Source organism: Pseudomonas emilianonis (assembly GCF_023072625.1).
In the GTDB taxonomy this organism is placed as follows: Bacteria; Pseudomonadota; Gammaproteobacteria; order Pseudomonadales; family Pseudomonadaceae; genus Aquipseudomonas; species Aquipseudomonas paraveronii.
The window spans coordinates 21,851-42,868 of record NZ_JAKNRV010000009.1; the positions used below are offsets into that span (position 1 = coordinate 21,851).

A 21,018-nucleotide genomic window follows, 5' to 3' on the forward strand; every position below is an offset into this window, starting at 1 on the left:
GGGGTGCATCATGGCAATCGTTAAATGCAAACCGACTTCCCCTGGCCGCCGTTTTGTGGTCAAGGTGGTCAACCAGGAGCTGCATAAAGGCGCTCCTCACGCACCGCTGCTCGAGAAGAAATCGAAGACTGGTGGTCGTAACAACAATGGTCGCATTACCACTCGTCACATCGGTGGTGGCCATAAGCAGCATTATCGTCTGGTCGACTTCCGTCGCAACGACAAAGATGGCATCGCTGCCACTGTCGAGCGTATCGAATACGATCCAAACCGTACTGCTCACATCGCTCTGCTGCTGTACGCAGATGGCGAGCGTCGCTACATCATCGCCCCTAAAGGCGTGAGTGCTGGCGACCAGCTGATCGCAGGTGCCCTGGCACCGATCAAGCCGGGCAACGCTCTGCAACTGCGTAACATTCCAGTTGGTAGCACCGTACACGGCATCGAATTGAAGCCAGGTAAAGGCGCGCAAATCGCTCGTTCCGCTGGTGCTTCGGCTCAGCTGATCGCTCGTGAAGGTGTCTACGTGACCCTGCGTCTGCGTTCTGGTGAGATGCGTAAAGTGCTGGCTGAATGCCGCGCGACCTTGGGCGAAGTCTCGAACTCCGAGCACAGCCTGCGTTCGCTGGGTAAAGCTGGTGCCAAACGCTGGCGTGGCGTTCGCCCAACCGTTCGTGGTGTTGCCATGAACCCGGTTGACCACCCACACGGTGGTGGTGAAGGTCGTACCTCTGGTGGTCGTCATCCGGTATCGCCATGGGGCTTCCCGACTAAGGGCGCGAAGACTCGTGGTAATAAGCGTACCGACAAAATGATCGTCCGTCGTCGCAAGTAAATAGAGGGATACGACAGTGCCACGTTCTCTGAAAAAAGGTCCTTTTATTGATCTTCACCTACTGAAGAAGATCGAAGTGGCGGCGGAAAAGAACGATCGCAAGCCGGTGAAAACCTGGTCGCGTCGTTCGATGATCCTGCCACAAATGGTCGGTTTGACCATCGCAGTACACAACGGTCGCCTTCACGTCCCAGTTCTCGTGAACGAAGACATGGTCGGCCACAAACTAGGCGAGTTTGCCGGTACCCGCACATATCGTGGGCACGTGGCAGACAAGAAAGCCAAGCGTTAAGGGGTTAGGAAATGGAAGTAGCCGCTAAGTTGTCGGGCGCTCGAATCTCCGCCCAGAAAGCCCGCTTGGTCGCCGACCAGATCCGCGGGAAGAAGGTGGGCGAAGCGCTCAACCTGTTGGCTTTCAGCAGTAAGAAAGCCGCCGAGATCATGAAGAAAGTGCTGGAGTCGGCCGTAGCCAACGCCGAGCATAACGAAGGCGCAGACGTTGATGACCTGAAGGTCAGCACCGTTTTCGTCAACGAAGGGCGTTCGCTGAAGCGTATCATGCCGCGTGCCAAAGGCCGTGCTGATCGCATCGTCAAGCGGTCTTGCCATATCACTGTCAAGGTTGCTGACAAGTAACGGAGTCGAAGAGATGGGTCAGAAAGTACATCCCATTGGCATTCGCCTGGGAATCGTCAAGGAGCACACCTCCGTCTGGTACGCAGACGGTCGGACTTATGCGGACTATTTGTTCGCTGATCTGAAGGTGCGTGAGTATCTCCAAGACAAACTAAAAAGCGCGTCCGTAAGCCGTATCGATATCCATCGTCCGGCACAAACTGCACGTATCACCATCCACACCGCTCGTCCAGGTATCGTTATCGGGAAGAAAGGTGAAGATGTTGAGAAACTGCGTCAGGACCTGACCAAGCAAATGGGTGTGCCTGTGCACATCAATATCGAAGAGATCCGCAAGCCGGAGCTCGACGGTATGCTGGTTGCGCAGAGCGTAGCTCAGCAGCTGGAGCGTCGCGTCATGTTCCGTCGCGCTATGAAGCGCGCCGTACAGAACGCCATGCGCATTGGTGCCAAAGGCATCAAAATCCAAGTGAGCGGTCGTCTCGGCGGTGCTGAAATCGCACGTACTGAATGGTATCGCGAAGGTCGTGTGCCATTGCACACCCTGCGTGCCGACATCGACTATGCCAACTACGAAGCTCACACCACTTACGGTGTGATCGGTGTAAAGGTTTGGATCTTCAAAGGCGAAGTAATTGGTGGTCGCCAAGAAGAACTGAAACCACAAGCACCAGCGCCTCGTAAAAAAGCTGCTAAGTAAGGGGTACGCCAAATGTTGCAACCAAAGCGTACGAAGTTCCGCAAGCAGATGACAGGCCACAACCGTGGTCTGGCTCAGCGCGGTAGCAAAGTCAGCTTCGGCGAATTCGCGCTGAAGTCTGTAGCTCGTGGTCGTCTCACCGCTCGTCAGATCGAGTCAGCGCGTCGTGCTCTGACCCGTCACGTAAAACGTGGCGGCAAGATCTGGATCCGTGTATTCCCGGACAAGCCAATCTCCAAAAAGCCCCTCGAAGTTCGGATGGGTAAAGGTAAGGGCAACGTGGAATACTGGGTTGCCCAGATTCAGCCAGGCAAAGTCCTGTATGAAATCGAGGGTGTAACTGAAGAGCTGGCGCGTGAGGCTTTTGCCCTGGCTGCTGCAAAGCTGCCGCTCGCCACCGCCTTTGTTAAACGGACGGTGATGTGATGAAAGCGAATGAACTTCGTGAAAAATCCGCACAGCAGCTGAACGAGCAACTGCTCGGCCTGCTGCGCGACCAGTTCAATCTGCGCATGCAGAAAGCAACTGGCCAGTTGGGGCAGTCTCATCTGCTCTCGCAAGTTAAGCGTGACATCGCTCGCGTGAAGACTGTGCTCAACCAGCAGGCAGGTAAGTGATCATGGCTGAAGCCGAAAAGACTGTCCGTACGCTGACTGGCCGTGTTGTCAGCGACAAGATGGACAAAACCATCACCGTTTTGATCGAGCGTCGCGTTAAGCACCCGATCTACGGTAAATATGTTAAGCGTTCGACTAAGCTGCACGCGCACGACGAAACCAACCAGTGCCACATCGGCGACAAGGTCACTATTCGTGAAACTCGTCCGCTGGCCAAGACCAAGTCTTGGGCACTGGTTGATGTTCTCGAACGCGCTGTGGAAGTCTAAGGACTAGGGGTCGGAGAAATTATATGATTCAGACTCAATCCATGCTCGATGTGGCCGATAACAGCGGCGCTCGCCGTGTTATGTGCATCAAGGTGCTGGGTGGCTCCCATCGTCGTTACGCTGGTATCGGTGACATCATCAAGGTTACCGTGAAGGAAGCAATTCCTCGCGGTAAAGTGAAAAAAGGCCAAGTGATGACTGCTGTTGTAGTCCGCACTCGTCACGGTGTTCGCCGTGCAGATGGCTCCATTATCCGCTTTGATGGCAACGCTGCTGTTCTTCTGAACAACAAGCAAGAGCCGATCGGCACCCGTATCTTTGGGCCAGTGACCCGTGAACTTCGTACTGAGAAGTTCATGAAGATCGTCTCGCTCGCCCCAGAAGTGCTGTAAGGAGATCCGACATGCAAAAGATTCGTCGTGACGACGAGATCATCGTGATCGCCGGCAAAGACAAAGGTAAGCGCGGTAAGGTGCTTAAGGTTCTCGCTAATAACCGTCTGGTTATTGGTGGTCTGAACCTGGTTAAGCGTCATACCAAGCCTAACCCGATGTCGGGCGTACAAGGCGGTATCGTCGAAAAAGAAGCTCCGCTGGACGCTTCTAACGTCGCCATTTTCAACGGCGAAACCAACAAGGCAGACCGCGTTGGTTTCAAAGTAGAAGATGGCAAGAAAATTCGTGTCTTCAAGTCGACCCAAAAAGCGGTTGATGCTTGAACACTGCTAGGTAGAAGACCATGGCACGACTAAAAGAGATTTATTGGAAAGAAATCGCACCGAAGCTTAAGGAAGAACTTAAGCTTTCGAACGTGATGGAAGTTCCACGCGTTACCAAAATCACCCTGAACATGGGTCTGGGCGAAGCGGTCGGCGACAAAAAAGTCATCGAGCACGCTGTTGCTGACCTGGAAAAGATCACCGGTCAAAAAGTCGTTGTGACTTACGCTCGGAAATCCATCGCTGGCTTTAAAGTCCGTGAAGGTTGGCCGATCGGCGTCAAAGTGACTCTGCGCCGTGAGCGTATGTACGAATTCCTGGATCGTCTGCTGTCGATCTCCCTGCCTCGGGTCCGCGACTTCCGCGGCCTGAATGCCAAGTCCTTCGATGGTCGTGGTAACTACAGCATGGGCGTGAAAGAGCAGATCATCTTCCCGGAAATCGACTACGACAAGATCGATGCTCTCCGCGGTCTGGACATCACCCTGACCACCACTGCCAAGAACGATGATGAAGGTCGCGCCCTGCTGCGTGCTTTCAAATTCCCGTTCCGCAACTGATTGGAGTAGGACCATGGCCAAGATGAGCATGAAAAACCGCGAGCTGAAGCGTCAGCTCACGGTTGCCAAGTACGCCAAGAAGCGTGCAGCACTGAAAGCAATCATCGTTGATCTGAACGCAAGTCCAGAAGCACGTTGGGAAGCGACAGTAGCACTGCAGAAGCAGCCACGTGACGCAAGCGCCTCGCGCATGCGTAACCGCTGCCGCCTGACCGGTCGTCCACACGGCGTTTACCGCAAGTTCGGCCTCGGCCGTAACAAACTGCGTGAAGCGGCAATGCGTGGTGACGTACCAGGTCTGGTTAAAGCTAGCTGGTAAGTACTTTCAACGTCCAGGCGGTCGGTTTCGCAAGATACTGACCGCCGGTGGCCTTGAATCTGGAACAAGCCCCTTTTGGGGCTTGTTTCATTTCCGTAGTGTGTCTAAAATACGCGGCTCGCCTGAGCCCGTGTGTTTTATGCTCGGAGATTCTCGGTGACATATGTAGCCGCAAGGCTAATTTTTTTGTATTAGGAGCGTCTAGCCCATGAGTATGCAGGACCCGTTAGCGGACATGCTAACTCGTATCCGTAATGCCCAGATGGCTGAAAAGTCCGTCGTAAGCATGCCATCTTCCACGTTGAAGGTTGCTGTTGCCAAAGTCCTGAAAGACGAAGGCTACATTGCGGGTTATCAGATCAGCAGCGAAATCAAACCACTGCTGTCCATCGAGCTGAAGTACTTCGAAGGCCGTCCGGTCATCGAGGAAGTGAAGCGCGTTAGCCGTCCAGGCCTGCGTCAGTACAAGTCCGTCGATGATCTGCCAAAAGTTCGTGGCGGTCTCGGTGTGTCTATCGTCTCCACCAACAAAGGTGTGATGACGGATCGTGCTGCGCGCGCTGCCGGTGTCGGCGGCGAAGTTCTTTGCACTGTGTTCTAAGGGGGGATAAGCATGTCACGCGTCGCTAAGAACCCCGTTAAGCTGCCAGCCGGTGTCGAAGTAAAATTCGCAGGCCAACAGCTTTCGGTGAAGGGTGCCAAGGGTACCCTCGAACTGAACATCCATTCGTCGGTTGAGATCGTTGAAGAAGCTGGTGAGCTGCGTTTCGCTGCTCGCAATGGCGATCAACAAACTCGCGCAATGGCCGGTACCACTCGTGCGTTGGTAAACAACATGGTCCAAGGCGTAAGCCAAGGCTTCGAGCGTAAGCTCCAGCTGGTCGGTGTTGGTTACAAAGCGCAAGCAAAAGGCACGGTTTTGAACCTGGCCCTTGGCTTCTCGCACCCAGTGGATTACGAACTGCCGGAAGGCATCACCGCTGAGACCCCGAGCCAAACCGATATCCTGATCAAGGGTATTGATAAGCAGCTGGTAGGTCAGGTGGCCGCTGAGATCCGCGACTTCCGTCCACCAGAGCCGTACAAAGGCAAAGGTGTGCGCTACGCGGACGAAGTCGTCCGTCGTAAAGAAGCCAAGAAGAAGTAGGGCATAGCAAATGACCGACAAAAAAGTTACTCGACTGCGTCGCGCTCGCAAAGCACGCCTGAAAATGCACGAACTCGAAGTCGTGCGTCTCTGCGTGTTCCGCTCGTCGCAGCACATCTACGCCCAGGTCATCTCGGCCGACGGCAACAAAGTCCTGGCGAGCGCCTCGACTTTGGATAAAGAACTGCGTGATGGTGCCACTGGCAACATCGACGCGGCCACTAAGGTTGGCCAGCTGGTCGCTACGCGTGCAAAAGCCGCTGGCGTCTCGCAGGTGGCTTTCGACCGCTCTGGCTTCAAGTATCACGGTCGCGTCAAGGCGCTGGCTGATGCTGCTCGTGAAGCTGGGCTGGAGTTCTAAGTTATGTCAAATAACGACCAAAAGCGCGACGAAGGCTACATTGAGAAGCTGGTTCAAGTTAACCGCGTAGCCAAAACCGTTAAAGGCGGCCGTATCTTCACTTTCACCGCGTTGACCGTGGTTGGTGATGGTAAAGGGCGTGTTGGCTTCGGCCGTGGCAAGTCACGTGAAGTGCCTGCTGCGATCCAGAAGGCAATGGAAGCTGCTCGTCGCAACATGATCCAAGTTGATCTGAACGGCACTACTCTGCAGTACGCAATGAAGTCCGCCCATGGCGCTTCGAAGGTGTACATGCAGCCTGCTTCTGAAGGTACCGGTATCATCGCTGGCGGCGCTATGCGTGCTGTCCTCGAAGTTGCTGGCGTTCAGAACGTTCTGGCCAAGTGCTACGGCTCGACTAACCCAGTAAACGTGGTTCACGCCACTTTCAAGGGTTTGAAAGCAATGCAGTCTCCTGAATCCATTGCCGCCAAGCGTGGCAAAAGCGTCAAGGAGATCTTCTGATCATGGCTACCGTTAAAGTAACGCTGATCAAAAGCATGACCGGTCGCATCCCTAACCACAAATTGTGCGTTAAGGGTTTGGGTCTGCGTCGCATCGGTCACACTGTAGAAGTCCAGGATACTCCCGAGAATCGCGGGATGATCAACAAGGCTTACTACATGCTGCGTGTCGAGGGTTAATCGATGAAACTCAATGATCTGAGTCCAGCGCCGGGTTCCCGTCGCGAAAAGCATCGTCCGGGCCGTGGTATCGGTAGCGGTTTGGGTAAGACTGGTGGCCGTGGCCACAAAGGTCAAACCTCCCGCTCCGGTGGCACCATCGCTCCAGGCTTTGAAGGCGGTCAACAGCCGCTGCATCGTCGCCTGCCTAAGTTCGGTTTCGTATCCCTGAAAGCTATGGATCGCGCAGAAGTGCGTTTGTCCGAGCTGGCTAAAGTGGAAGGCGACATCGTTACTGTGCAGACCCTGAAAGATGCCAACGTGATCAACGTCAACGTACAGCGTGTGAAAATCATGCTGTCCGGTGAAGTGACCCGCGCTGTCACTATCGGCAAGGGAATCGGCGCCACCAAAGGTGCGCGTTCGGCTATCGAAGCAGCTGGCGGCAAGTTCGAGGAATAAATGGCTAAGCAAGGTGCTCTCTCAGCGCTCGGCAAAGGCGGTATGTCTGAACTTTGGGCTCGTCTGCGTTTTCTGTTCCTGGCGATTATCGTCTACCGAATAGGCGCACACATCCCGGTTCCAGGTATCAACCCGGACCGACTCGCAGACCTGTTTCGACAGAATGAGGGGACCATTCTTAGCTTGTTCAACATGTTTTCCGGCGGCGCGCTGGAACGGATGAGCATCTTTGCACTGGGGATCATGCCGTACATTTCGGCATCGATCATCATGCAGTTGATGACCGCCGTCAGCCCGCAGTTGGAACAGTTGAAGAAGGAAGGTGAAGCTGGCCGTCGCAAGATTAGCCAGTACACCCGCTACGGCACTGTCATCCTTGCCCTGGTTCAAGCTATCGGCATGTCCGTTGGCTTGGCGGGGCAGGGTGTTGCGTTCACTGGTGACTTTGGCTTCCATTTCGTCGCGGTATCCACATTTGTGGCTGGTGCGATGTTTATGATGTGGCTGGGTGAGCAGATTACTGAGCGTGGTGTTGGTAACGGTATCTCGATGTTGATTTTCGCAGGTATCGTCGCCGGTCTTCCGAGAGCAATCGGGCAGTCTTTCGAGTCTGCGCGTCAGGGTGATATCAATATTTTTGCCCTGGTTGCCATCGGTTTGCTGGCAGTAGCGATTATCGGTTTTGTGGTGTTCATTGAGCGTGGCCAGCGTCGTATTGCTGTTCACTACGCCAAGCGTCAGCAGGGCCGCAAGGTTTTTGCTGCGCAGACCAGCCACTTGCCGCTGAAAGTGAATATGGCCGGTGTTATTCCGGCAATTTTCGCGAGCAGCATTTTGCTGTTTCCGGCTTCGTTGGGTACCTGGTTTGGTCAGTCTGAAAACATGGGCTGGCTGCAGGACCTTTCTCAGTCGATCGCTCCTGGTCAGCCGTTGAATATTCTGCTGTTTAGTGCAGGGATTATTTTCTTCTGCTTCTTCTATACGGCGTTGATGTTCAATCCGAAAGACGTAGCGGAAAACCTGAAGAAGTCCGGTGCCTTTATTCCGGGCATCCGTCCAGGTGAGCAGTCTGCACGCTACATTGATGGCGTTCTGACTCGTTTGACCCTGTTCGGTGCTCTATATATGACGGCCGTGTGCTTGTTGCCCCAGTTCCTGGTGGTTGCAGCAAACGTACCGTTCTACCTTGGCGGGACCTCGTTGCTGATCGTCGTCGTGGTTGTGATGGACTTCATGTCCCAAGTACAATCGCACCTCGTTTCGCACCAGTACGAATCCCTGATGAAGAAAGCCAACCTGAAGGGTTACGGCAGCGGCATGTTGCGCTGAGTACCCATAAGGTTCGAGGAGTTGGTGATGAAAGTTCGTGCATCGGTGAAAAAGCTGTGCCGTAACTGCAAAATTATTCGCCGCGAAGGTGTTGTTCGAGTAATTTGCAGCGCGGAACCGCGTCACAAACAGCGCCAAGGCTGAGTGTGATCCGCTTGAAGCCCGGCAGCTAGTGCGCTGCCGGGTTGATTATTTGTTATTACAGCGATATTATCTCGCGCCCTATTTCTTGGCTTCCGGGGCGTAGGTAGCTGTCAATTGGAGTCCCACTGAATGGCCCGTATTGCAGGCGTTAACATTCCAGATAACAAGCACACTGTTATCTCGCTGACCTACATCTATGGTGTTGGTCGCACTACTGCGCAGAAAATTTGCGCAGATACTGGGGTAAACCCAGCCGCAAAGATTAAAGATCTGAGCGACGAGCAGATTGAGCTGTTGCGTGGCGAAGTGGCGAAGTTCACCACTGAAGGTGACCTGCGTCGCGAAATCAACATGAAAATCAAGCGTTTGATGGACCTCGGTTGCTACCGTGGTCTGCGTCATCGTCGTGGTCTTCCAGTGCGCGGTCAGCGTACCAAGACTAACGCGCGTACCCGTAAAGGTCCGCGTAAGCCGATCCGCAAGTAATCGCCCACGCGAATCGACAGGAAATTAATCATGGCAAAACCTGCTGCTCGTCCTCGTAAAAAAGTTAAAAAGACAGTGGTTGATGGCATCGCCCACATCCATGCTTCTTTTAACAACACAATCGTGACCATCACCGACCGTCAAGGTAACGCGCTTTCTTGGGCTACCTCCGGTGGTTCGGGTTTCCGCGGTTCCCGCAAGTCCACCCCGTTTGCTGCTCAAGTAGCTGCTGAACGTGCTGGTCAAGCTGCGCTGGAATACGGCCTGAAAAACCTTGACGTTAACGTCAAAGGTCCAGGTCCAGGTCGTGAGTCTGCTGTCCGTGCTTTGAACGGCTGTGGCTATAAGATCGCCAGCATCACCGACGTGACGCCAATCCCGCACAACGGGTGCCGTCCGCCGAAGAAGCGCCGCGTGTAATCCAGGAGATTGTAAAGAATGGCTCGTTACATTGGTCCAAAATGCAAACTCGCTCGTCGCGAAGGCACCGATCTCTTCCTGAAGAGCGGCGTGCGCGCGATCGAATCGAAGTGCAACATTGAAGCAGCACCTGGTATCCACGGCCAACGCCGCGGTCGCCAGTCCGATTACGGCACCCAACTGCGTGAAAAGCAGAAGGTCCGTCGTATTTACGGCGTTCTCGAGCGTCAGTTCAGCGGCTACTACAAAGAAGCTGCTGGCAAGAAAGGTGCAACCGGTGAAAACCTGCTGCAACTGCTCGAATGCCGTCTGGACAACGTTGTATACCGTATGGGCTTTGGTTCTACTCGTGCCGAATCCCGTCAGCTGGTATCGCACAAGTCGATCAGCGTTAACGGTCAGACCGTGAACGTTCCGTCCTACCAGGTTCGTGCTGGTGACGTGGTCGCTGTCCGCGAGAAAGCAAAAAACCAACTTCGCATTGTCCAAGCTCTCGATCTGTGTGCCCAACGTGGCCGCGTAGAATGGGTAGAAGTAGACACTGAGAAGAAGTCGGGCGTTTTCAAGAACGTTCCTGCTCGCAGTGATCTGTCCGCCGACATCAACGAAAGCCTGATTGTCGAGCTCTACTCCAAGTAAGGGCTAGAAAATAGGTGCATCCATGCAGATTTCGGTAAATGAGTTCCTGACACCCCGCCACATTGATGTGCAGGTTGTCAGTCCAACCCGCGCCAAAATCACTCTCGAGCCTCTCGAGCGTGGTTTTGGCCACACCCTGGGCAACGCGCTGCGCCGCATCCTGTTGTCCTCAATGCCCGGCTGTGCAGTAGTCGAGGCCGAGATTGACGGTGTGCTCCACGAGTACAGCGCCATCGAAGGTGTACAGGAAGACGTAATTGAAATCCTGTTGAACCTTAAAGGTCTGGCTATCAAGCTGCACGGCCGTGACGAAGTTACGCTGACCTTGTCGAAGAAGGGTTCGGGGGTGGTTACCGCTGCCGATATTCAGCTGGATCATGATGTCGAGATCGTTAACCCCGATCACGTAATCGCTAACCTGGCGTCTAACGGCGCCCTGAACATGAAGCTCACTGTAGCTCGTGGTCGTGGTTATGAACCGGCCGACTCGCGTCAGAGCGATGAAGACGAAAGCCGCAGCATTGGTCGCTTGCAGCTTGATTCTTCGTTCAGCCCGGTTCGCCGCATCGCATACGTGGTGGAAAACGCCCGTGTCGAGCAGCGTACTAACCTGGACAAGCTGGTTATTGATCTGGAAACCAACGGTACTCTGGACCCTGAAGAGGCTATCCGTCGCGCTGCAACCATTCTGCAACAGCAGTTGGCTGCGTTCGTCGACCTCAAAGGTGACAGCGAACCAGTGGTAATCGAGCAGGAAGACGAGATCGATCCGATCCTGCTTCGCCCGGTTGACGATCTGGAACTGACTGTACGTTCGGCTAACTGCCTTAAGGCGGAAAACATTTACTACATCGGCGACCTGATTCAGCGTACCGAAGTAGAACTGTTGAAGACTCCGAACCTGGGCAAGAAATCCTTGACTGAAATCAAGGACGTTCTGGCCTCCCGCGGTCTGTCCCTCGGCATGCGCCTCGACAACTGGCCGCCTGCAAGTCTTAAGAAGGACGACAAGGCGACTGCCTGATCGTCGTAATCACCGAACGTGAGTTTGGTAAGGAATGAACCATGCGTCATCGTAAAAGTGGACGTCACCTGAGCCGTACCAGCTCGCACCGTAAGGCCATGTTTCAAAACATGGCGGTGTCGCTGTTCGAGCACGAGCTGATCAAAACTACACTGCCGAAAGCTAAAGAACTGCGTCGCGTTGCTGAGCCGCTGATCACTTTGGCTAAGACAGACAGCCTGGCTAACCGCCGTCTGGCATTCGACCGTACTCGTTCGAAAGCTATCGTTGGTAAGCTCTTCAACGACCTGGGCAAGCGTTACGCTACCCGTGAGGGTGGCTACCTGCGCATCCTCAAGTGCGGTTTCCGCTCTGGCGACAACGCGCCTATGGCGTATGTCGAGTTGGTTGATCGTGCTACTGCCGGCGAAGCTGTAAGCGCCGAGTAAGACGACAGTCTGTAACGAAGAACCGGGCCTAGTGCCCGGTTTTTTGTGCGCGTAAGAAAAGCGCCATTTGTACAAGCTGCGTCAGGTCGACACCGGCACTATGGTGGTCAGGTGTATTGGTAGTAATTTTCTATTGATTCCCACAATTTAATGAATTTGTAGGTGTCATGTTGATGATCAATACTCACTGCAAGCCGATTAGCCGGCAGTTCCAAGTCCGACCTGAGGAAGATTGAGCATGAGCCAGAACAAAATTCTTACCACCGCCAGCGGCGCTCCAGTGGCGGATAACCAGAACTCCCGTTCCGCCGGCCCACGTGGCCCGTTGCTTCTCGACGATTTTCACCTGATCGAGAAGCTCGCGCACTTCAATCGCGAGAACATCCCTGAGCGTCGAGTGCATGCCAAAGGTTCGGGTGCTTACGGCACGTTCACCGTTACCCAGGACATCACTGAATACACCAGCGCCAAGCTGTTCGAGTCGGTGGGTAAACAAACTCCGACCTTTCTGCGCTTCTCCACAGTAGGTGGGGAACGTGGTTCGGCTGATACCGAACGCGACCCTCGTGGCTTTGCCTTGAAGTTCTACACCGAAGAAGGCAACTGGGACATCGTCGGTAACAATACGCCGGTGTTCTTCATCCGTGACCCTCTGAAGTTCCCTGATTTTATCCACACCCAGAAACGCCTGCCGCAAAGCAATCTGAAAAGTGCGCAGATGATGTGGGACTTCTGGTCGCACTCCCCGGAGGCGCTGCACCAGGTCACCATCCTGTTTTCGGACCGTGGTATACCTGACGGTTACCGTCACATGCACGGCTTCGGTAGCCATACCTACAGCCTGATCAACGCCAAGGGCGAGCGGCACTGGGTAAAGTGGCACTACAAGACCAAGCAAGGCATCAAGAACCTGGCACCGGCCGAGGCCGCACGCTTGGCTGGCACCGACCCTGATTACGCACAGCGCGATCTGTTTGGTGCGATCGAGCGCGGCGATTTCCCGAAATGGCGCGTCTGCATTCAGATCATGACCGAGGCCCAAGCCAACGTACATTACGAGAACCCCTTTGACGTGACCAAAACCTGGTCACAAAAGGAATTCCCGCTGATCGAAGTCGGTGAACTGGAACTCAACCGCAATCCACAGAACTACTTCGCCGAAGTGGAGCAAGCTGCGTTCGGCCCGAGCAACATGGTCCCCGGCGTTGGCCTGTCGCCAGACCGCATGCTGCAAGGTCGCGTTTTCGCTTACGCAGATGCCCACCGCTACCGTATCGGCACCAACCACCAACAATTGCCGGTGAATGCCCCGCGCAGCCCGGTCAACAGCTACCAGCGTGACGGTTCGATGGCCTTCGGCAGCAACGGCGGTGCGGCTCCCAACTATGAGCCAAACAGCTACGCCGACGCGCCGAAACAAGCGCCACAGTACGCCGAGCCTGCATTGGCCCTGAGTGGTGCCGCAGATCGTTACGATCACCGCGAAGACACCGACTATTACAGCCACGCCGGTGCGCTGTTCCGCCTGATGAGCGATGAGCAGAAAGCCTTGCTCACCGGCAACATCGCCGGCGCCATGTCGGGGGTTTCCAGTGATGTGGTCCAGCGTCAGTTGCAACACTTCTTCAAAGCCGATCCGGCTTATGGAGAAGCAATTGCAAAGGCACTGGGTGTATCGCTTAACTGACTCTAAACGATAAGCAGAACCGCCCTCATTTGGGCGGTTTTAGCGTTAATTCAGCTACTTTTCTCTGTAAATCTTCACTTTTCTGCCGTTGGTTCCGTGACCTATAGGTCAGCATGGTTCAAACTACAGACTTTCAAGCAGGGAGATGTAGGGCGATGCAAGGTCACCCCAACGTAATCGATTACCTCAACACGTTGCTGACGGGCGAACTGGCTGCTCGTGACCAATATTTCATTCATTCGCGTATGTACGAAGACTGGGGCTTCACCGAGCTCTATGAACGTATCAACCACGAGATGGAAGAAGAGACGCAGCACGCCGATGCGCTGATGCGCCGTATCCTGATGCTCGAAGGCACGCCACGCATGCGTCCGGACGACCTGGACGTAGGCACCACGGTGCCTGAGATGCTCGCAGCCGACCTTCGCCTCGAGTACAAGGTCCGTGCCGCGCTGTGCAAGGGCATCGAGCTGTGCGAGCAGCACAACGACTATGTCACTCGTGAAATTCTGCGCGTGCAGTTGGCCGACACCGAAGAAGATCACACCTACTGGCTGGAAAAGCAGTTGGGCCTGATCAAGCTGGTCGGCCTGGAGAATTACCTGCAATCGCAGTTCTGATTCCCGGCTGCAAAAAAGCCCCTGTCACCGTTGAGGTGACAGGGGCTTTTTATTGGGTCGGATAAATCAGGCCCGGTCGCGTGCGAGCAATGGTTTCAAGTAGTAACCCGTGTACGACTGAGGCATTTCGGAGACCTGCTCCGGCGTACCCACCGCGATGATCTGGCCGCCCTTGGAACCGCCTTCCGGTCCGAGGTCGACCAGCCAGTCGGCGGTCTTGATCACATCCAGGTTGTGTTCGATCACTACCACAGTGTTGCCGTGGTCACGCAGGCGGTGCAACACATCCAGTAATTGCTGAATATCCGCGAAGTGCAGGCCCGTGGTCGGTTCATCGAGGATATACAGGGTTTTACCCGTATCCCGCTTGGACAGCTCGCGGGACAGCTTGACCCGCTGCGCCTCACCACCGGACAGCGTGGTCGCCGATTGCCCCAGCTTGATGTACGACAAGCCCACATCCATCAGTGTCTGCAGCTTGCGCGCCAACGCCGGAACCGCGTCGAAGAACACCCGCGCTTCTTCGATGGTCATCTCCAGGGTTTCGTGGATGTTCTTGCCCTTGTATTTGATCTCAAGGGTTTCGCGGTTATAGCGCTTGCTCTTGCACACATCGCAGGGCACGTAGATATCCGGCAGGAAGTGCATTTCCACTTTGATCAAGCCATCGCCCTGGCACGCTTCGCAGCGCCCGCCCTTGACGTTGAACGAGAACCGGCCTGGCCCGTAGCCCCGCGAGCGGGATTCCGGCACGCCAGCGAACAACTCGCGGATGGGCGTAAACAACCCGGTATAGGTCGCCGGGTTGGAGCGTGGTGTGCGGCCAATCGGGCTCTGGTCGATATCGACCACTTTGTCCAGTAGCTCAAGGCCCTTGATGCTGTCATGTGCGGCCGCTTCCAGAGTGGTCGCGCCGTTCAAGGCGGTGGCGCTCAATGGGAACAGGGTGTTGTTGATCAGCGTCGACTTGCCCGAGCCGGAAACACCGGTCACACAGGTCAGCAGGCCCAGGGGAATCTCCAGGTCGACATTGCGCAGGTTGTTGCCACGCGCGCCCTTGAGGTGCAACGCCATCTTCTTGTTGCGTGGCGTGCGCTTGGCCGGCACCTCAATCTTCACGCGACCGGACAGGTATTTGCCCGTCAGTGAGTCCGGATGGGCCATCACCTCGGCAGGCGTACCTTGGGCGACGATATGTCCACCATGCACGCCGGCACCCGGGCCGATATCGACCACATAATCCGCCAGGCGAATCGCGTCTTCATCGTGCTCGACCACAATCACCGTGTTGCCGATATCCCGCAGGTGCTTCAGCGTGCCCAGGAGGCGATCGTTGTCGCGCTGGTGCAAGCCGATCGATGGTTCATCGAGGATATACAACACACCCACCAGGCCGGCACCGATCTGGCTGGCCAGGCGAATACGCTGGGCTTCACCGCCAGACAAGGTATCGGCGCTGCGGTCCAGCGACAGGTAGTCCAGCCCGACGTTAACCAGGAACTGCAGGCGCTCGCGAATCTCCTTGAGGATCTTGTCGGCAATCTCCCCACGGCGTCCGGTCAGCTTGAGGGCACCAAAGTATTCACAGGCATCACCGATCGGCAGGTTGGTCACTGCCGGCAGGGTCTTCTCGCCAACCCATACGTGCCGCGCCTCACGGCGCAGGCGGGTGCCACGGCAATCCGGGCAGGACTGGGTGCTGAGAAACTTCGCCAGCTCTTCACGCACGCTCGCCGACTCGGTCTCGCGGTAGCGGCGTTCAAGGTTCGGCACGATGCCTTCGAACGGGTGTGAGCGTTTGACGATGTCGCCACGGTCGTTGAGGTATTTGAAGTCGACACTCTGCGAACCGCTGCCGTTGAGAATGACCTTCTGCTGATCCGCCGGCAGTTGGTTGAACGGTACTTCCAGGCTGAACTTATAGTGCGACGCCAACGACCCGAGCATCTGGAAGTAATAGACGTTACGCCTGTCCCAGCCGCGTATCGCACCTTCTGCCAGCGTCAGTTCGCCATTGACCAGGCGCTTGATGTCGAAGAACTGCTTCACCCCCAGGCCATCACAGGTCGGGCATGCGCCGGCCGGGTTGTTGAAGGAAAACAGTTTGGGTTCCAGCTCGCTGATGGCATGGCCACAGATCGGGCAGGCAAAGCGCGCGGAGAAGATGATCTCTTCGCCAGGCTCGTCGTCCATCGGAGCGACCAGGGCAATCCCGTCCGCCAGCTTCAGGGCGGTCTCGAAGGATTCCGCCAGGCGTTGCTGCAAGTCGGCGCGCACTTTGAAGCGGTCGACCACGACATCAATCGAGTGCTTCTTCTGCTTGTCGAGCTTCGGCGCTTCGTCCAGCTCATACAGCTTGCCGTTGATCCGCGCACGCACGAAACCTTGGGCCCGCAGTTCTTCAAACACCGAAAGGTGTTCACCCTTGCGCTCGCGAATTACCGGCGCCAGCAACATCAGCTTGGCGCCTTCCGGTTGGGCCAGCACCAGGTCGACCATCTGGCTGACGGTCTGGGCTTCCAGCGGAATGTCGTGGTCCGGGCAGCGCGGGATACCTACGCGCGCATAGAGCAGGCGCAGGTAGTCGTAGATCTCGGTGATGGTGCCCACGGTGGAGCGCGGGTTATGGGACGTCGACTTCTGCTCGATGGAAATCGCCGGCGACAGGCCTTCGATGGTGTCGACGTCGGGTTTTTCCATCATCGACAGGAACTGGCGGGCATAGGCCGACAGCGACTCGACATAGCGCCGCTGGCCTTCGGCGTACAGCGTGTCGAACGCCAGCGACGATTTGCCGGACCCGGACAAACCGGTGATGACGATCAGTTTGTCCCGGGGCAGGGTCAGGTCGATGTTCTTCAGGTTGTGGGTTCTAGCCCCACGAATCAGGATCTTGTCCAAGATGGCCTCGCACGGCGGGCGTAAATAATGCAGGAGTATACGGATAAAGACTGGATGAATATACACTGTCAAGGTGCTAGGTGCAGCCTTACATGAAACCTGCGCGGCAAAGCGCCGCATATACCCTCTCAATCGATGGGACTGGTAGAATCGCCGCCGGTTCACACGAGGTTTTTCCATGCACGATCCCCACAGCGAACGCATGAGTAGCGGCGAGACCCGAGCGGCAAGCGGTCTGGCCCTGGTGTTCGCCTTCCGTATGCTTGGCATGTTCATGGTGTTGCCGGTACTGGCGACCTACGGGATGGACCTCGCAGGCGCGACCCCCGCCCTGATCGGCCTGGCCATTGGCGCCTATGGCCTGACCCAGGCGATTTTCCAGATTCCGTTCGGGATCATTTCCGACCGCATCGGCCGCCGTCCGGTGATCTACCTTGGGTTGATCGTGTTCGCCCTCGGCAGCGTGCTCGCGGCCCAGTCCGATTCTATCTGGGGCGTGATCGCCGGACGTGTCCTTCAGGGCGCCGGGGCAATTTCTGCGGCGGTCATGGCCTTGCTGTCGGACCTGACCCGCGAACAACACCGTACCAAGGCCATGGCCATGATCGGCATGACCATCGGCCTGTCGTTTGCCGTCGCGATGGTGATCGGCCCGTTGCTGACCCGCGCCTTTGGTTTGCACGGACTGTTCCTGGCCACCGGCGGCATGGCCTTGTTCGGTATTGTGATCGTGGCCTTTATGGTGCCGCGCTCCACCGGCACCCTGCAGCACCGTGAGTCCGGGGTTGCGCGCCAGGCCCTGCTGCCGACGCTCAAGCATCCGGACCTGCTGCGCTTGGATTTAGGTATCTTTGTATTGCACGCGATGCTGATGAGCAGCTTCGTTGCCTTGCCCCTGGCCCTGGTTGAAAAAGCCGGGCTGCCCAAGGAGCAGCACTGGTGGGTCTACCTGACCGCACTGCTGATTTCATTCTTCGCCATGATCCCATTCATCATCTATGGCGAGAAGAAACGCAAAATGAAACGAGTTTTACTCGGCGCCGTCGTGACGCTGATGCTCACTGAGCTATTCTTCTGGCAGTTCGGCGACAGCCTGCGGGCGCTGGTAATCGGTACGGTGGTGTTCTTTACCGCGTTCAACCTGCTAGAGGCTTCGTTGCCTTCGCTGATCAGTAAAGTTTCACCGGCCGGCGGCAAGGGCACGGCGATGGGGGTGTATTCCACCAGCCAGTTCCTGGGCTCGGCACTGGGCGGCATCATGGGTGGCTGGATGTTTCAGCACGGCGGTTTGTCGGTTGTGTTCCTGGGATGCGCCGGGCTGGCTGCACTTTGGCTGGCCTTTGCTGTTACCATGCGCGAACCCCCATACGTCACAAGCCTGCGCCTGCCGTTGTCGCCCGAAGCCGTTCGTGAAGCTGGCTTGGTCGAGCGCCTGAAGGCCGTCGTTGGGGTAACCGATGCAGTCGTGGTTGCTGAAGAAGCGGCCATTTACATCAAATTGGACACCGAATTATTGGATCGCGCGACGCTCGAGCAACTGGTCAACCCAGTGCCGACAGCGCGCCCAGCTTAGGAGAACGTTATGGCCCGTGGGGTTAACAAAGTCATATTGGTCGGTACATGCGGCCAGGATCCCGAAGTTCGCTACTTGCCTAACGGTAACGCCGTGACCAACCTGAGTCTGGCGACCAGCGAACAGTGGACCGACAAGCAGACCGGCCAGAAGGTCGAGAAAACCGAATGGCACCGTGTGTCGATGTTCGGCAAAGTGGCAGAGATCGCCGGTGAATACCTGCGCAAAGGTTCGCAGGTCTACATCGAAGGCAAACTGCAGACCCGCGAGTGGGAAAAAGACGGCATCAAGCGTTACACCACCGAAATCGTGGTCGACATGCAAGGCACCATGCAACTGCTCGGCGGCCGTCCACAGGGCGACCAACAGGGCCAGGGCGGCATGTCCAACTCGGCACCGCGTCCACAGCAGTCGCGTCCGCAGCCAAGCCAGCAGCCAAGTCAGCAGCCACAGCGTGAGTCGCGCCCAGCGCCACAACAGGCTGCTCCGCAACCGGCTCCTGATTTCGACAGTTTTGATGACGATATCCCGTTCTAGCGGTTACCGAAGCAACAAGCTGCAAATTAAAAAACCGCGCCGCCCACAAGGCCGCGCGGTTTTTTTATACGTTTTATGCGGCCTTAGACTGCGCGAAGCGCAACATATCGGCGTTAACCCGCTGCTTGTGAGTGTCGGTCAACCCATGAGGGGCGCCTGAATACACCAACAACTGGGCGTCTGGAATGAGGCGTTTGCTCTCCAAGGCTGACGCCTGGATCGGCACGATCTGATCGTCGCCCCCGTGAACCCTGGCGTTTGTTCTCATGGCTCACACGATTTAGGCTGTGGCCAACCGTTAAACAAAAGGAAAGCCGTGATGACCTGGTCAGCCAAGCAATACACCCTGTTCGAGCAGCAGCGCACACGCCCCGTCCGCGATCTGGTTGCGGCCATTCCCAATACCGCTGTGCAAACCGCCGTTGACCTGGGGTGCGGCCCCGGTAATTCCACGCAAGTGTTGGCCGAGCGTTTTCCACAGGCTCACGTTACCGGCATGGACAGCTCCGACGACATGCTGGCCGACGCCCGCAAACGCTTGCCGGCGCTGAGCTTCGAACTGGCGGACATCGGCGCATGGACCCCGGCACAACCCTTCGATGTGATCCTGGCGAATGCTTCCCTGCAATGGCTGCCGGACCACGCCATGCTCTACCCGCACTTGGTCAGCCAACTGACACGCGGCGGAACCCTGGCGGTGCAAACCCCGGACAACCTCGACGAGCCCGCCCATCGGCTGGCCCGTGAGGTCGCGGCCGATGGCCCATGGGCTGCCAGGATTGGTGCGGTCAAACACAATGAACGGCACACGGCGAGCTATTACTACGAGCTGTTGAGCCAACACTGCAGCACCGTCGATGTGTGGCGCACCACCTACCTGCACCCGCTGGCGGATCACGCGGCCGTGGTGGAGTGGTTCAAGGCCTCGGCATTGCGGCCGTTCCTCGCGCCGTTGAGCGACGACGAAAAAACCGCTTTCCTGCAGGACTATCAGGCGCGGATCAGCCAGGCTTATCCGGCCCTGGCTGATGGCACCGTACTTCTGCCTTTCCCGCGCCTGTTCATCATCGCGACCCGCTAACGCCACGCCCGCACGTGGCGGTCAGGCCGCCGCTTGGGCCTGCAAGTATTCTTGCGTCGACACCACGCTCGCATACCCAAATGCCAGCGACGCCATATACGCCCCATGCACCTGCGCCGCCGGAATCACTTGCCCGTTGAATTCCTGATCCCGCGTGGCGCAGGCGTCATGGATCAGCGTGACCTTGTAGCCCAGGTCCGCCGCCGCCCGTACCACCGCGTCGATGCACATATGGCTCATGCTGCCGACCACCACCACGTCAGTGATGCTGCGTTGTTCCAGCACCGTGCGCAGTTGGGTTTCGCGAAACGCATTCACAAAGTGTTTAAGCACCACTGGCTCACTGCCTTCGTTCAGCACCTTGGGATGCAGGTGCGCGCCTTTGGAGCCTGGGGTGAAGAACGGCGCATCGTCCGAGGTGAACTCATGACGCACATGAATCACCGCATCGCCCTCCCGGCGAAATGCCTGCAGCACCTGCGCGGCCTTGTCTGCCGCAGCCTCCACGCCGTCGAGAGGCCACTTGCCCTGGGGGAAGTAGTCGTTCTGGATATCGATTAGGATGAGCGCTTGCTTGGCCATGTGTGTTGCCTCGTGATGGGTTGATGGGGCCAGTATCTTAGCTGGCGCGCAGAGCGGGGATTGGCTGCACCGACAATAACAGGGGGAAAACTGACAATGGCCGTGGAACGCTCGATCATCGAGCTGGGTGTGTTGATCTACCAGGGCGCGCAACTGGCGGCGGTGCATGGCTTGACCGATCTGTTCGGGGTGGCCAATCGGATCGCCGCGGCGCACCAATCCGCGCAATTGCCGCTGCTGCGGGTCAGCCATTGGCAGGTGGCGCCGGATGGCCAAGCAAG

The 21,018-nt window shown here is 56.6% G+C and carries 31 protein-coding genes and 2 pseudogenes; 30 read left to right on the forward strand and 3 right to left on the reverse strand.

Features of this window, described 5'->3' with window-relative positions:
- Nucleotides 1-10: 10 nt before the first annotated feature.
- The 26 genes from rplB (at nucleotide 11) to bfr (ending at nucleotide 14,063) form a co-directional block, all read left to right on the forward strand.
- Nucleotides 11-835, forward strand: coding sequence for a 50S ribosomal protein L2 (gene rplB / locus L9Z73_RS02335; RefSeq protein WP_003210080.1), 825 nt, complete (start codon nucleotides 11-13; stop codon nucleotides 833-835).
- A gap of 16 nt (nucleotides 836-851) precedes the next feature.
- On the forward strand, nucleotides 852-1,127 hold the full coding sequence (rpsS, locus tag L9Z73_RS02340; protein ID WP_003232420.1) for a 30S ribosomal protein S19: 276 nt from the start codon (nucleotides 852-854) through the stop codon (nucleotides 1,125-1,127).
- 11 nt (nucleotides 1,128-1,138) lie between these two features.
- Complete coding sequence (rplV, locus tag L9Z73_RS02345) at nucleotides 1,139-1,471, forward strand: 50S ribosomal protein L22 (protein WP_003103908.1); 333 nt, start codon at nucleotides 1,139-1,141, stop codon at nucleotides 1,469-1,471.
- Between the two features lie 13 nt (nucleotides 1,472-1,484).
- Complete coding sequence (rpsC, locus tag L9Z73_RS02350; protein WP_003176422.1) at nucleotides 1,485-2,171, forward strand: 30S ribosomal protein S3; 687 nt, start codon at nucleotides 1,485-1,487, stop codon at nucleotides 2,169-2,171.
- Between the two features lie 12 nt (nucleotides 2,172-2,183).
- On the forward strand, nucleotides 2,184-2,597 hold the full coding sequence (gene rplP / locus L9Z73_RS02355; RefSeq protein WP_003232424.1) for a 50S ribosomal protein L16: 414 nt from the start codon (nucleotides 2,184-2,186) through the stop codon (nucleotides 2,595-2,597).
- Nucleotides 2,597-2,788, forward strand: a complete 192-nt coding sequence (gene rpmC, locus L9Z73_RS02360) for a 50S ribosomal protein L29 (protein ID WP_002555481.1) — start codon at nucleotides 2,597-2,599, stop codon at nucleotides 2,786-2,788. The genes rplP and rpmC overlap by 1 nt, the downstream gene beginning before the upstream one ends.
- Before the next feature lie 2 nt (nucleotides 2,789-2,790).
- On the forward strand, nucleotides 2,791-3,057 hold the full coding sequence (rpsQ, locus tag L9Z73_RS02365; protein WP_003176419.1) for a 30S ribosomal protein S17: 267 nt from the start codon (nucleotides 2,791-2,793) through the stop codon (nucleotides 3,055-3,057).
- 23 nt (nucleotides 3,058-3,080) lie between these two features.
- Nucleotides 3,081-3,449, forward strand: a complete 369-nt coding sequence (rplN, locus tag L9Z73_RS02370; protein WP_002555479.1) for a 50S ribosomal protein L14 — start codon at nucleotides 3,081-3,083, stop codon at nucleotides 3,447-3,449.
- A gap of 11 nt (nucleotides 3,450-3,460) precedes the next feature.
- Nucleotides 3,461-3,775: a 50S ribosomal protein L24 gene (rplX, locus tag L9Z73_RS02375; protein WP_003176416.1), complete on the forward strand. Its 315-nt coding sequence runs from the start codon at nucleotides 3,461-3,463 to the stop codon at nucleotides 3,773-3,775.
- A gap of 20 nt (nucleotides 3,776-3,795) precedes the next feature.
- Nucleotides 3,796-4,335: a 50S ribosomal protein L5 gene (gene rplE, locus L9Z73_RS02380; RefSeq protein WP_003176415.1), complete on the forward strand. Its 540-nt coding sequence runs from the start codon at nucleotides 3,796-3,798 to the stop codon at nucleotides 4,333-4,335.
- Nucleotides 4,336-4,348: 13 nt separating this feature from the next.
- On the forward strand, nucleotides 4,349-4,654 hold the full coding sequence (rpsN, locus tag L9Z73_RS02385; protein WP_003176414.1) for a 30S ribosomal protein S14: 306 nt from the start codon (nucleotides 4,349-4,351) through the stop codon (nucleotides 4,652-4,654).
- 208 nt (nucleotides 4,655-4,862) lie between these two features.
- Nucleotides 4,863-5,255, forward strand: coding sequence for a 30S ribosomal protein S8 (gene rpsH / locus L9Z73_RS02390; protein ID WP_003186040.1), 393 nt, complete (start codon nucleotides 4,863-4,865; stop codon nucleotides 5,253-5,255).
- Nucleotides 5,256-5,267: 12 nt separating this feature from the next.
- On the forward strand, nucleotides 5,268-5,801 hold the full coding sequence (rplF, locus tag L9Z73_RS02395; protein WP_003176412.1) for a 50S ribosomal protein L6: 534 nt from the start codon (nucleotides 5,268-5,270) through the stop codon (nucleotides 5,799-5,801).
- A 10-nt stretch (nucleotides 5,802-5,811) separates the two neighbouring features.
- Nucleotides 5,812-6,162: a 50S ribosomal protein L18 gene (rplR, locus tag L9Z73_RS02400; RefSeq protein WP_003186037.1), complete on the forward strand. Its 351-nt coding sequence runs from the start codon at nucleotides 5,812-5,814 to the stop codon at nucleotides 6,160-6,162.
- 3 nt (nucleotides 6,163-6,165) lie between these two features.
- Nucleotides 6,166-6,666 carry a 30S ribosomal protein S5 gene (gene rpsE / locus L9Z73_RS02405; protein ID WP_003186035.1) on the forward strand — a complete coding sequence of 167 codons (501 nt, stop codon included), beginning with the start codon at nucleotides 6,166-6,168 and terminating at the stop codon, nucleotides 6,664-6,666.
- A 2-nt stretch (nucleotides 6,667-6,668) separates the two neighbouring features.
- A complete protein-coding gene (gene rpmD / locus L9Z73_RS02410; RefSeq protein ID WP_003176408.1) occupies nucleotides 6,669-6,845 on the forward strand; it encodes a 50S ribosomal protein L30 in 177 nt (58 codons plus the stop codon).
- Between the two features lie 3 nt (nucleotides 6,846-6,848).
- The gene (rplO, locus tag L9Z73_RS02415) at nucleotides 6,849-7,286 is read left to right on the forward strand and encodes a 50S ribosomal protein L15 (protein WP_003176407.1); all 438 of its coding nucleotides are present in this window, start codon (nucleotides 6,849-6,851) and stop codon (nucleotides 7,284-7,286) included.
- Nucleotides 7,287-8,615: a preprotein translocase subunit SecY gene (secY, locus tag L9Z73_RS02420; protein ID WP_003176406.1), complete on the forward strand. Its 1,329-nt coding sequence runs from the start codon at nucleotides 7,287-7,289 to the stop codon at nucleotides 8,613-8,615.
- A gap of 27 nt (nucleotides 8,616-8,642) precedes the next feature.
- A complete protein-coding gene (rpmJ, locus tag L9Z73_RS02425; RefSeq protein ID WP_002555468.1) occupies nucleotides 8,643-8,759 on the forward strand; it encodes a 50S ribosomal protein L36 in 117 nt (38 codons plus the stop codon).
- Nucleotides 8,760-8,888: 129 nt separating this feature from the next.
- A complete protein-coding gene (gene rpsM, locus L9Z73_RS02430; RefSeq protein WP_003210063.1) occupies nucleotides 8,889-9,245 on the forward strand; it encodes a 30S ribosomal protein S13 in 357 nt (118 codons plus the stop codon).
- A 30-nt stretch (nucleotides 9,246-9,275) separates the two neighbouring features.
- Complete coding sequence (rpsK, locus tag L9Z73_RS02435; RefSeq protein WP_002555466.1) at nucleotides 9,276-9,665, forward strand: 30S ribosomal protein S11; 390 nt, start codon at nucleotides 9,276-9,278, stop codon at nucleotides 9,663-9,665.
- An 18-nt stretch (nucleotides 9,666-9,683) separates the two neighbouring features.
- Nucleotides 9,684-10,304 carry a 30S ribosomal protein S4 gene (gene rpsD / locus L9Z73_RS02440; RefSeq protein ID WP_003176404.1) on the forward strand — a complete coding sequence of 207 codons (621 nt, stop codon included), beginning with the start codon at nucleotides 9,684-9,686 and terminating at the stop codon, nucleotides 10,302-10,304.
- Between the two features lie 22 nt (nucleotides 10,305-10,326).
- Entirely contained in the window at nucleotides 10,327-11,328 is a 1,002-nt protein-coding gene (locus L9Z73_RS02445) for a DNA-directed RNA polymerase subunit alpha (protein WP_003176403.1), read from the forward strand.
- Nucleotides 11,329-11,369: 41 nt separating this feature from the next.
- A complete protein-coding gene (gene rplQ, locus L9Z73_RS02450) occupies nucleotides 11,370-11,756 on the forward strand; it encodes a 50S ribosomal protein L17 (protein WP_247396022.1) in 387 nt (128 codons plus the stop codon).
- A gap of 238 nt (nucleotides 11,757-11,994) precedes the next feature.
- On the forward strand, nucleotides 11,995-13,443 hold the full coding sequence (locus L9Z73_RS02455; protein WP_247396023.1) for a catalase: 1,449 nt from the start codon (nucleotides 11,995-11,997) through the stop codon (nucleotides 13,441-13,443).
- A gap of 155 nt (nucleotides 13,444-13,598) precedes the next feature.
- Nucleotides 13,599-14,063, forward strand: a complete 465-nt coding sequence (gene bfr / locus L9Z73_RS02460) for a bacterioferritin (protein WP_247396024.1) — start codon at nucleotides 13,599-13,601, stop codon at nucleotides 14,061-14,063.
- Between the two features lie 66 nt (nucleotides 14,064-14,129).
- On the opposite strand, the gene uvrA is transcribed toward bfr, so the two are convergent.
- On the reverse strand, nucleotides 14,130-16,964 hold the full coding sequence (gene uvrA / locus L9Z73_RS02465; protein ID WP_247396026.1) for an excinuclease ABC subunit UvrA: 2,835 nt from the start codon (nucleotides 16,962-16,964) through the stop codon (nucleotides 14,130-14,132).
- 178 nt (nucleotides 16,965-17,142) lie between these two features.
- Between uvrA and L9Z73_RS02470 the strand changes: the two genes are divergently transcribed.
- Together L9Z73_RS02470 and L9Z73_RS02475 are read left to right on the forward strand one after the other, a co-directional pair.
- A complete protein-coding gene (locus tag L9Z73_RS02470; RefSeq protein WP_247396028.1) occupies nucleotides 17,143-18,537 on the forward strand; it encodes an MFS transporter in 1,395 nt (464 codons plus the stop codon).
- A gap of 9 nt (nucleotides 18,538-18,546) precedes the next feature.
- On the forward strand, nucleotides 18,547-19,074 hold the full coding sequence (locus L9Z73_RS02475) for a single-stranded DNA-binding protein (protein WP_099235124.1): 528 nt from the start codon (nucleotides 18,547-18,549) through the stop codon (nucleotides 19,072-19,074).
- Between the two features lie 73 nt (nucleotides 19,075-19,147).
- Here L9Z73_RS02475 and L9Z73_RS02480 read toward each other — a convergent pair.
- Nucleotides 19,148-19,324: pseudogene (locus tag L9Z73_RS02480) on the reverse strand (alpha/beta fold hydrolase); the annotation flags it as partial.
- Nucleotides 19,325-19,393: 69 nt separating this feature from the next.
- Between L9Z73_RS02480 and tam the strand changes: the two are divergent.
- Nucleotides 19,394-20,155 (forward strand): trans-aconitate 2-methyltransferase, encoded by a 762-nt coding sequence (tam, locus tag L9Z73_RS02485; RefSeq protein ID WP_247396031.1) that lies wholly within the window; start codon nucleotides 19,394-19,396, stop codon nucleotides 20,153-20,155.
- 21 nt (nucleotides 20,156-20,176) lie between these two features.
- On the opposite strand, the gene L9Z73_RS02490 is transcribed toward tam, so the two are convergent.
- On the reverse strand, nucleotides 20,177-20,737 hold the full coding sequence (locus L9Z73_RS02490) for a cysteine hydrolase family protein (RefSeq protein WP_247396033.1): 561 nt from the start codon (nucleotides 20,735-20,737) through the stop codon (nucleotides 20,177-20,179).
- Nucleotides 20,738-20,833: 96 nt separating this feature from the next.
- Between L9Z73_RS02490 and L9Z73_RS02495 the strand changes: the two are divergent.
- A pseudogene (locus L9Z73_RS02495) lies at nucleotides 20,834-21,018 on the forward strand (GlxA family transcriptional regulator); the annotation flags it as partial.

What these genes read in the sequence shown, in the direction of transcription:
- rplB (WP_003210080.1), top strand. Translation starts at nt 11, where the DNA reads ATGGCAATCGTTAAATGCAAACCGACTTCCCCTGGCCGCCGTTTTGTG.
- rplV (WP_003103908.1), top strand. Translation starts at nt 1,139, where the DNA reads ATGGAAGTAGCCGCTAAGTTGTCGGGCGCTCGAATCTCCGCCCAGAAA.
- rpsC (WP_003176422.1), top strand. Translation starts at nt 1,485, where the DNA reads ATGGGTCAGAAAGTACATCCCATTGGCATTCGCCTGGGAATCGTCAAG.
- rplP (WP_003232424.1), top strand. Translation starts at nt 2,184, where the DNA reads ATGTTGCAACCAAAGCGTACGAAGTTCCGCAAGCAGATGACAGGCCAC.
- rpmC (WP_002555481.1), top strand. Translation starts at nt 2,597, where the DNA reads ATGAAAGCGAATGAACTTCGTGAAAAATCCGCACAGCAGCTGAACGAG.
- rpsQ (WP_003176419.1), top strand. Translation starts at nt 2,791, where the DNA reads ATGGCTGAAGCCGAAAAGACTGTCCGTACGCTGACTGGCCGTGTTGTC.
- rplN (WP_002555479.1), top strand. Translation starts at nt 3,081, where the DNA reads ATGATTCAGACTCAATCCATGCTCGATGTGGCCGATAACAGCGGCGCT.
- rplX (WP_003176416.1), top strand. Translation starts at nt 3,461, where the DNA reads ATGCAAAAGATTCGTCGTGACGACGAGATCATCGTGATCGCCGGCAAA.
- rplE (WP_003176415.1), top strand. Translation starts at nt 3,796, where the DNA reads ATGGCACGACTAAAAGAGATTTATTGGAAAGAAATCGCACCGAAGCTT.
- rpsN (WP_003176414.1), top strand. Translation starts at nt 4,349, where the DNA reads ATGGCCAAGATGAGCATGAAAAACCGCGAGCTGAAGCGTCAGCTCACG.
- rpsH (WP_003186040.1), top strand. Translation starts at nt 4,863, where the DNA reads ATGAGTATGCAGGACCCGTTAGCGGACATGCTAACTCGTATCCGTAAT.
- rplF (WP_003176412.1), top strand. Translation starts at nt 5,268, where the DNA reads ATGTCACGCGTCGCTAAGAACCCCGTTAAGCTGCCAGCCGGTGTCGAA.
- rplR (WP_003186037.1), top strand. Translation starts at nt 5,812, where the DNA reads ATGACCGACAAAAAAGTTACTCGACTGCGTCGCGCTCGCAAAGCACGC.
- rpsE (WP_003186035.1), top strand. Translation starts at nt 6,166, where the DNA reads ATGTCAAATAACGACCAAAAGCGCGACGAAGGCTACATTGAGAAGCTG.
- rpmD (WP_003176408.1), top strand. Translation starts at nt 6,669, where the DNA reads ATGGCTACCGTTAAAGTAACGCTGATCAAAAGCATGACCGGTCGCATC.
- rplO (WP_003176407.1), top strand. Translation starts at nt 6,849, where the DNA reads ATGAAACTCAATGATCTGAGTCCAGCGCCGGGTTCCCGTCGCGAAAAG.
- secY (WP_003176406.1), top strand. Translation starts at nt 7,287, where the DNA reads ATGGCTAAGCAAGGTGCTCTCTCAGCGCTCGGCAAAGGCGGTATGTCT.
- rpmJ (WP_002555468.1), top strand. Translation starts at nt 8,643, where the DNA reads ATGAAAGTTCGTGCATCGGTGAAAAAGCTGTGCCGTAACTGCAAAATT.
- rpsM (WP_003210063.1), top strand. Translation starts at nt 8,889, where the DNA reads ATGGCCCGTATTGCAGGCGTTAACATTCCAGATAACAAGCACACTGTT.
- rpsK (WP_002555466.1), top strand. Translation starts at nt 9,276, where the DNA reads ATGGCAAAACCTGCTGCTCGTCCTCGTAAAAAAGTTAAAAAGACAGTG.
- rpsD (WP_003176404.1), top strand. Translation starts at nt 9,684, where the DNA reads ATGGCTCGTTACATTGGTCCAAAATGCAAACTCGCTCGTCGCGAAGGC.
- L9Z73_RS02445 (WP_003176403.1), top strand. Translation starts at nt 10,327, where the DNA reads ATGCAGATTTCGGTAAATGAGTTCCTGACACCCCGCCACATTGATGTG.
- rplQ (WP_247396022.1), top strand. Translation starts at nt 11,370, where the DNA reads ATGCGTCATCGTAAAAGTGGACGTCACCTGAGCCGTACCAGCTCGCAC.
- L9Z73_RS02455 (WP_247396023.1), top strand. Translation starts at nt 11,995, where the DNA reads ATGAGCCAGAACAAAATTCTTACCACCGCCAGCGGCGCTCCAGTGGCG.
- bfr (WP_247396024.1), top strand. Translation starts at nt 13,599, where the DNA reads ATGCAAGGTCACCCCAACGTAATCGATTACCTCAACACGTTGCTGACG.
- L9Z73_RS02470 (WP_247396028.1), top strand. Translation starts at nt 17,143, where the DNA reads ATGCACGATCCCCACAGCGAACGCATGAGTAGCGGCGAGACCCGAGCG.
- L9Z73_RS02475 (WP_099235124.1), top strand. Translation starts at nt 18,547, where the DNA reads ATGGCCCGTGGGGTTAACAAAGTCATATTGGTCGGTACATGCGGCCAG.
- tam (WP_247396031.1), top strand. Translation starts at nt 19,394, where the DNA reads ATGACCTGGTCAGCCAAGCAATACACCCTGTTCGAGCAGCAGCGCACA.
- L9Z73_RS02490 (WP_247396033.1), bottom strand. Translation starts at nt 20,737, where the DNA reads ATGGCCAAGCAAGCGCTCATCCTAATCGATATCCAGAACGACTACTTC.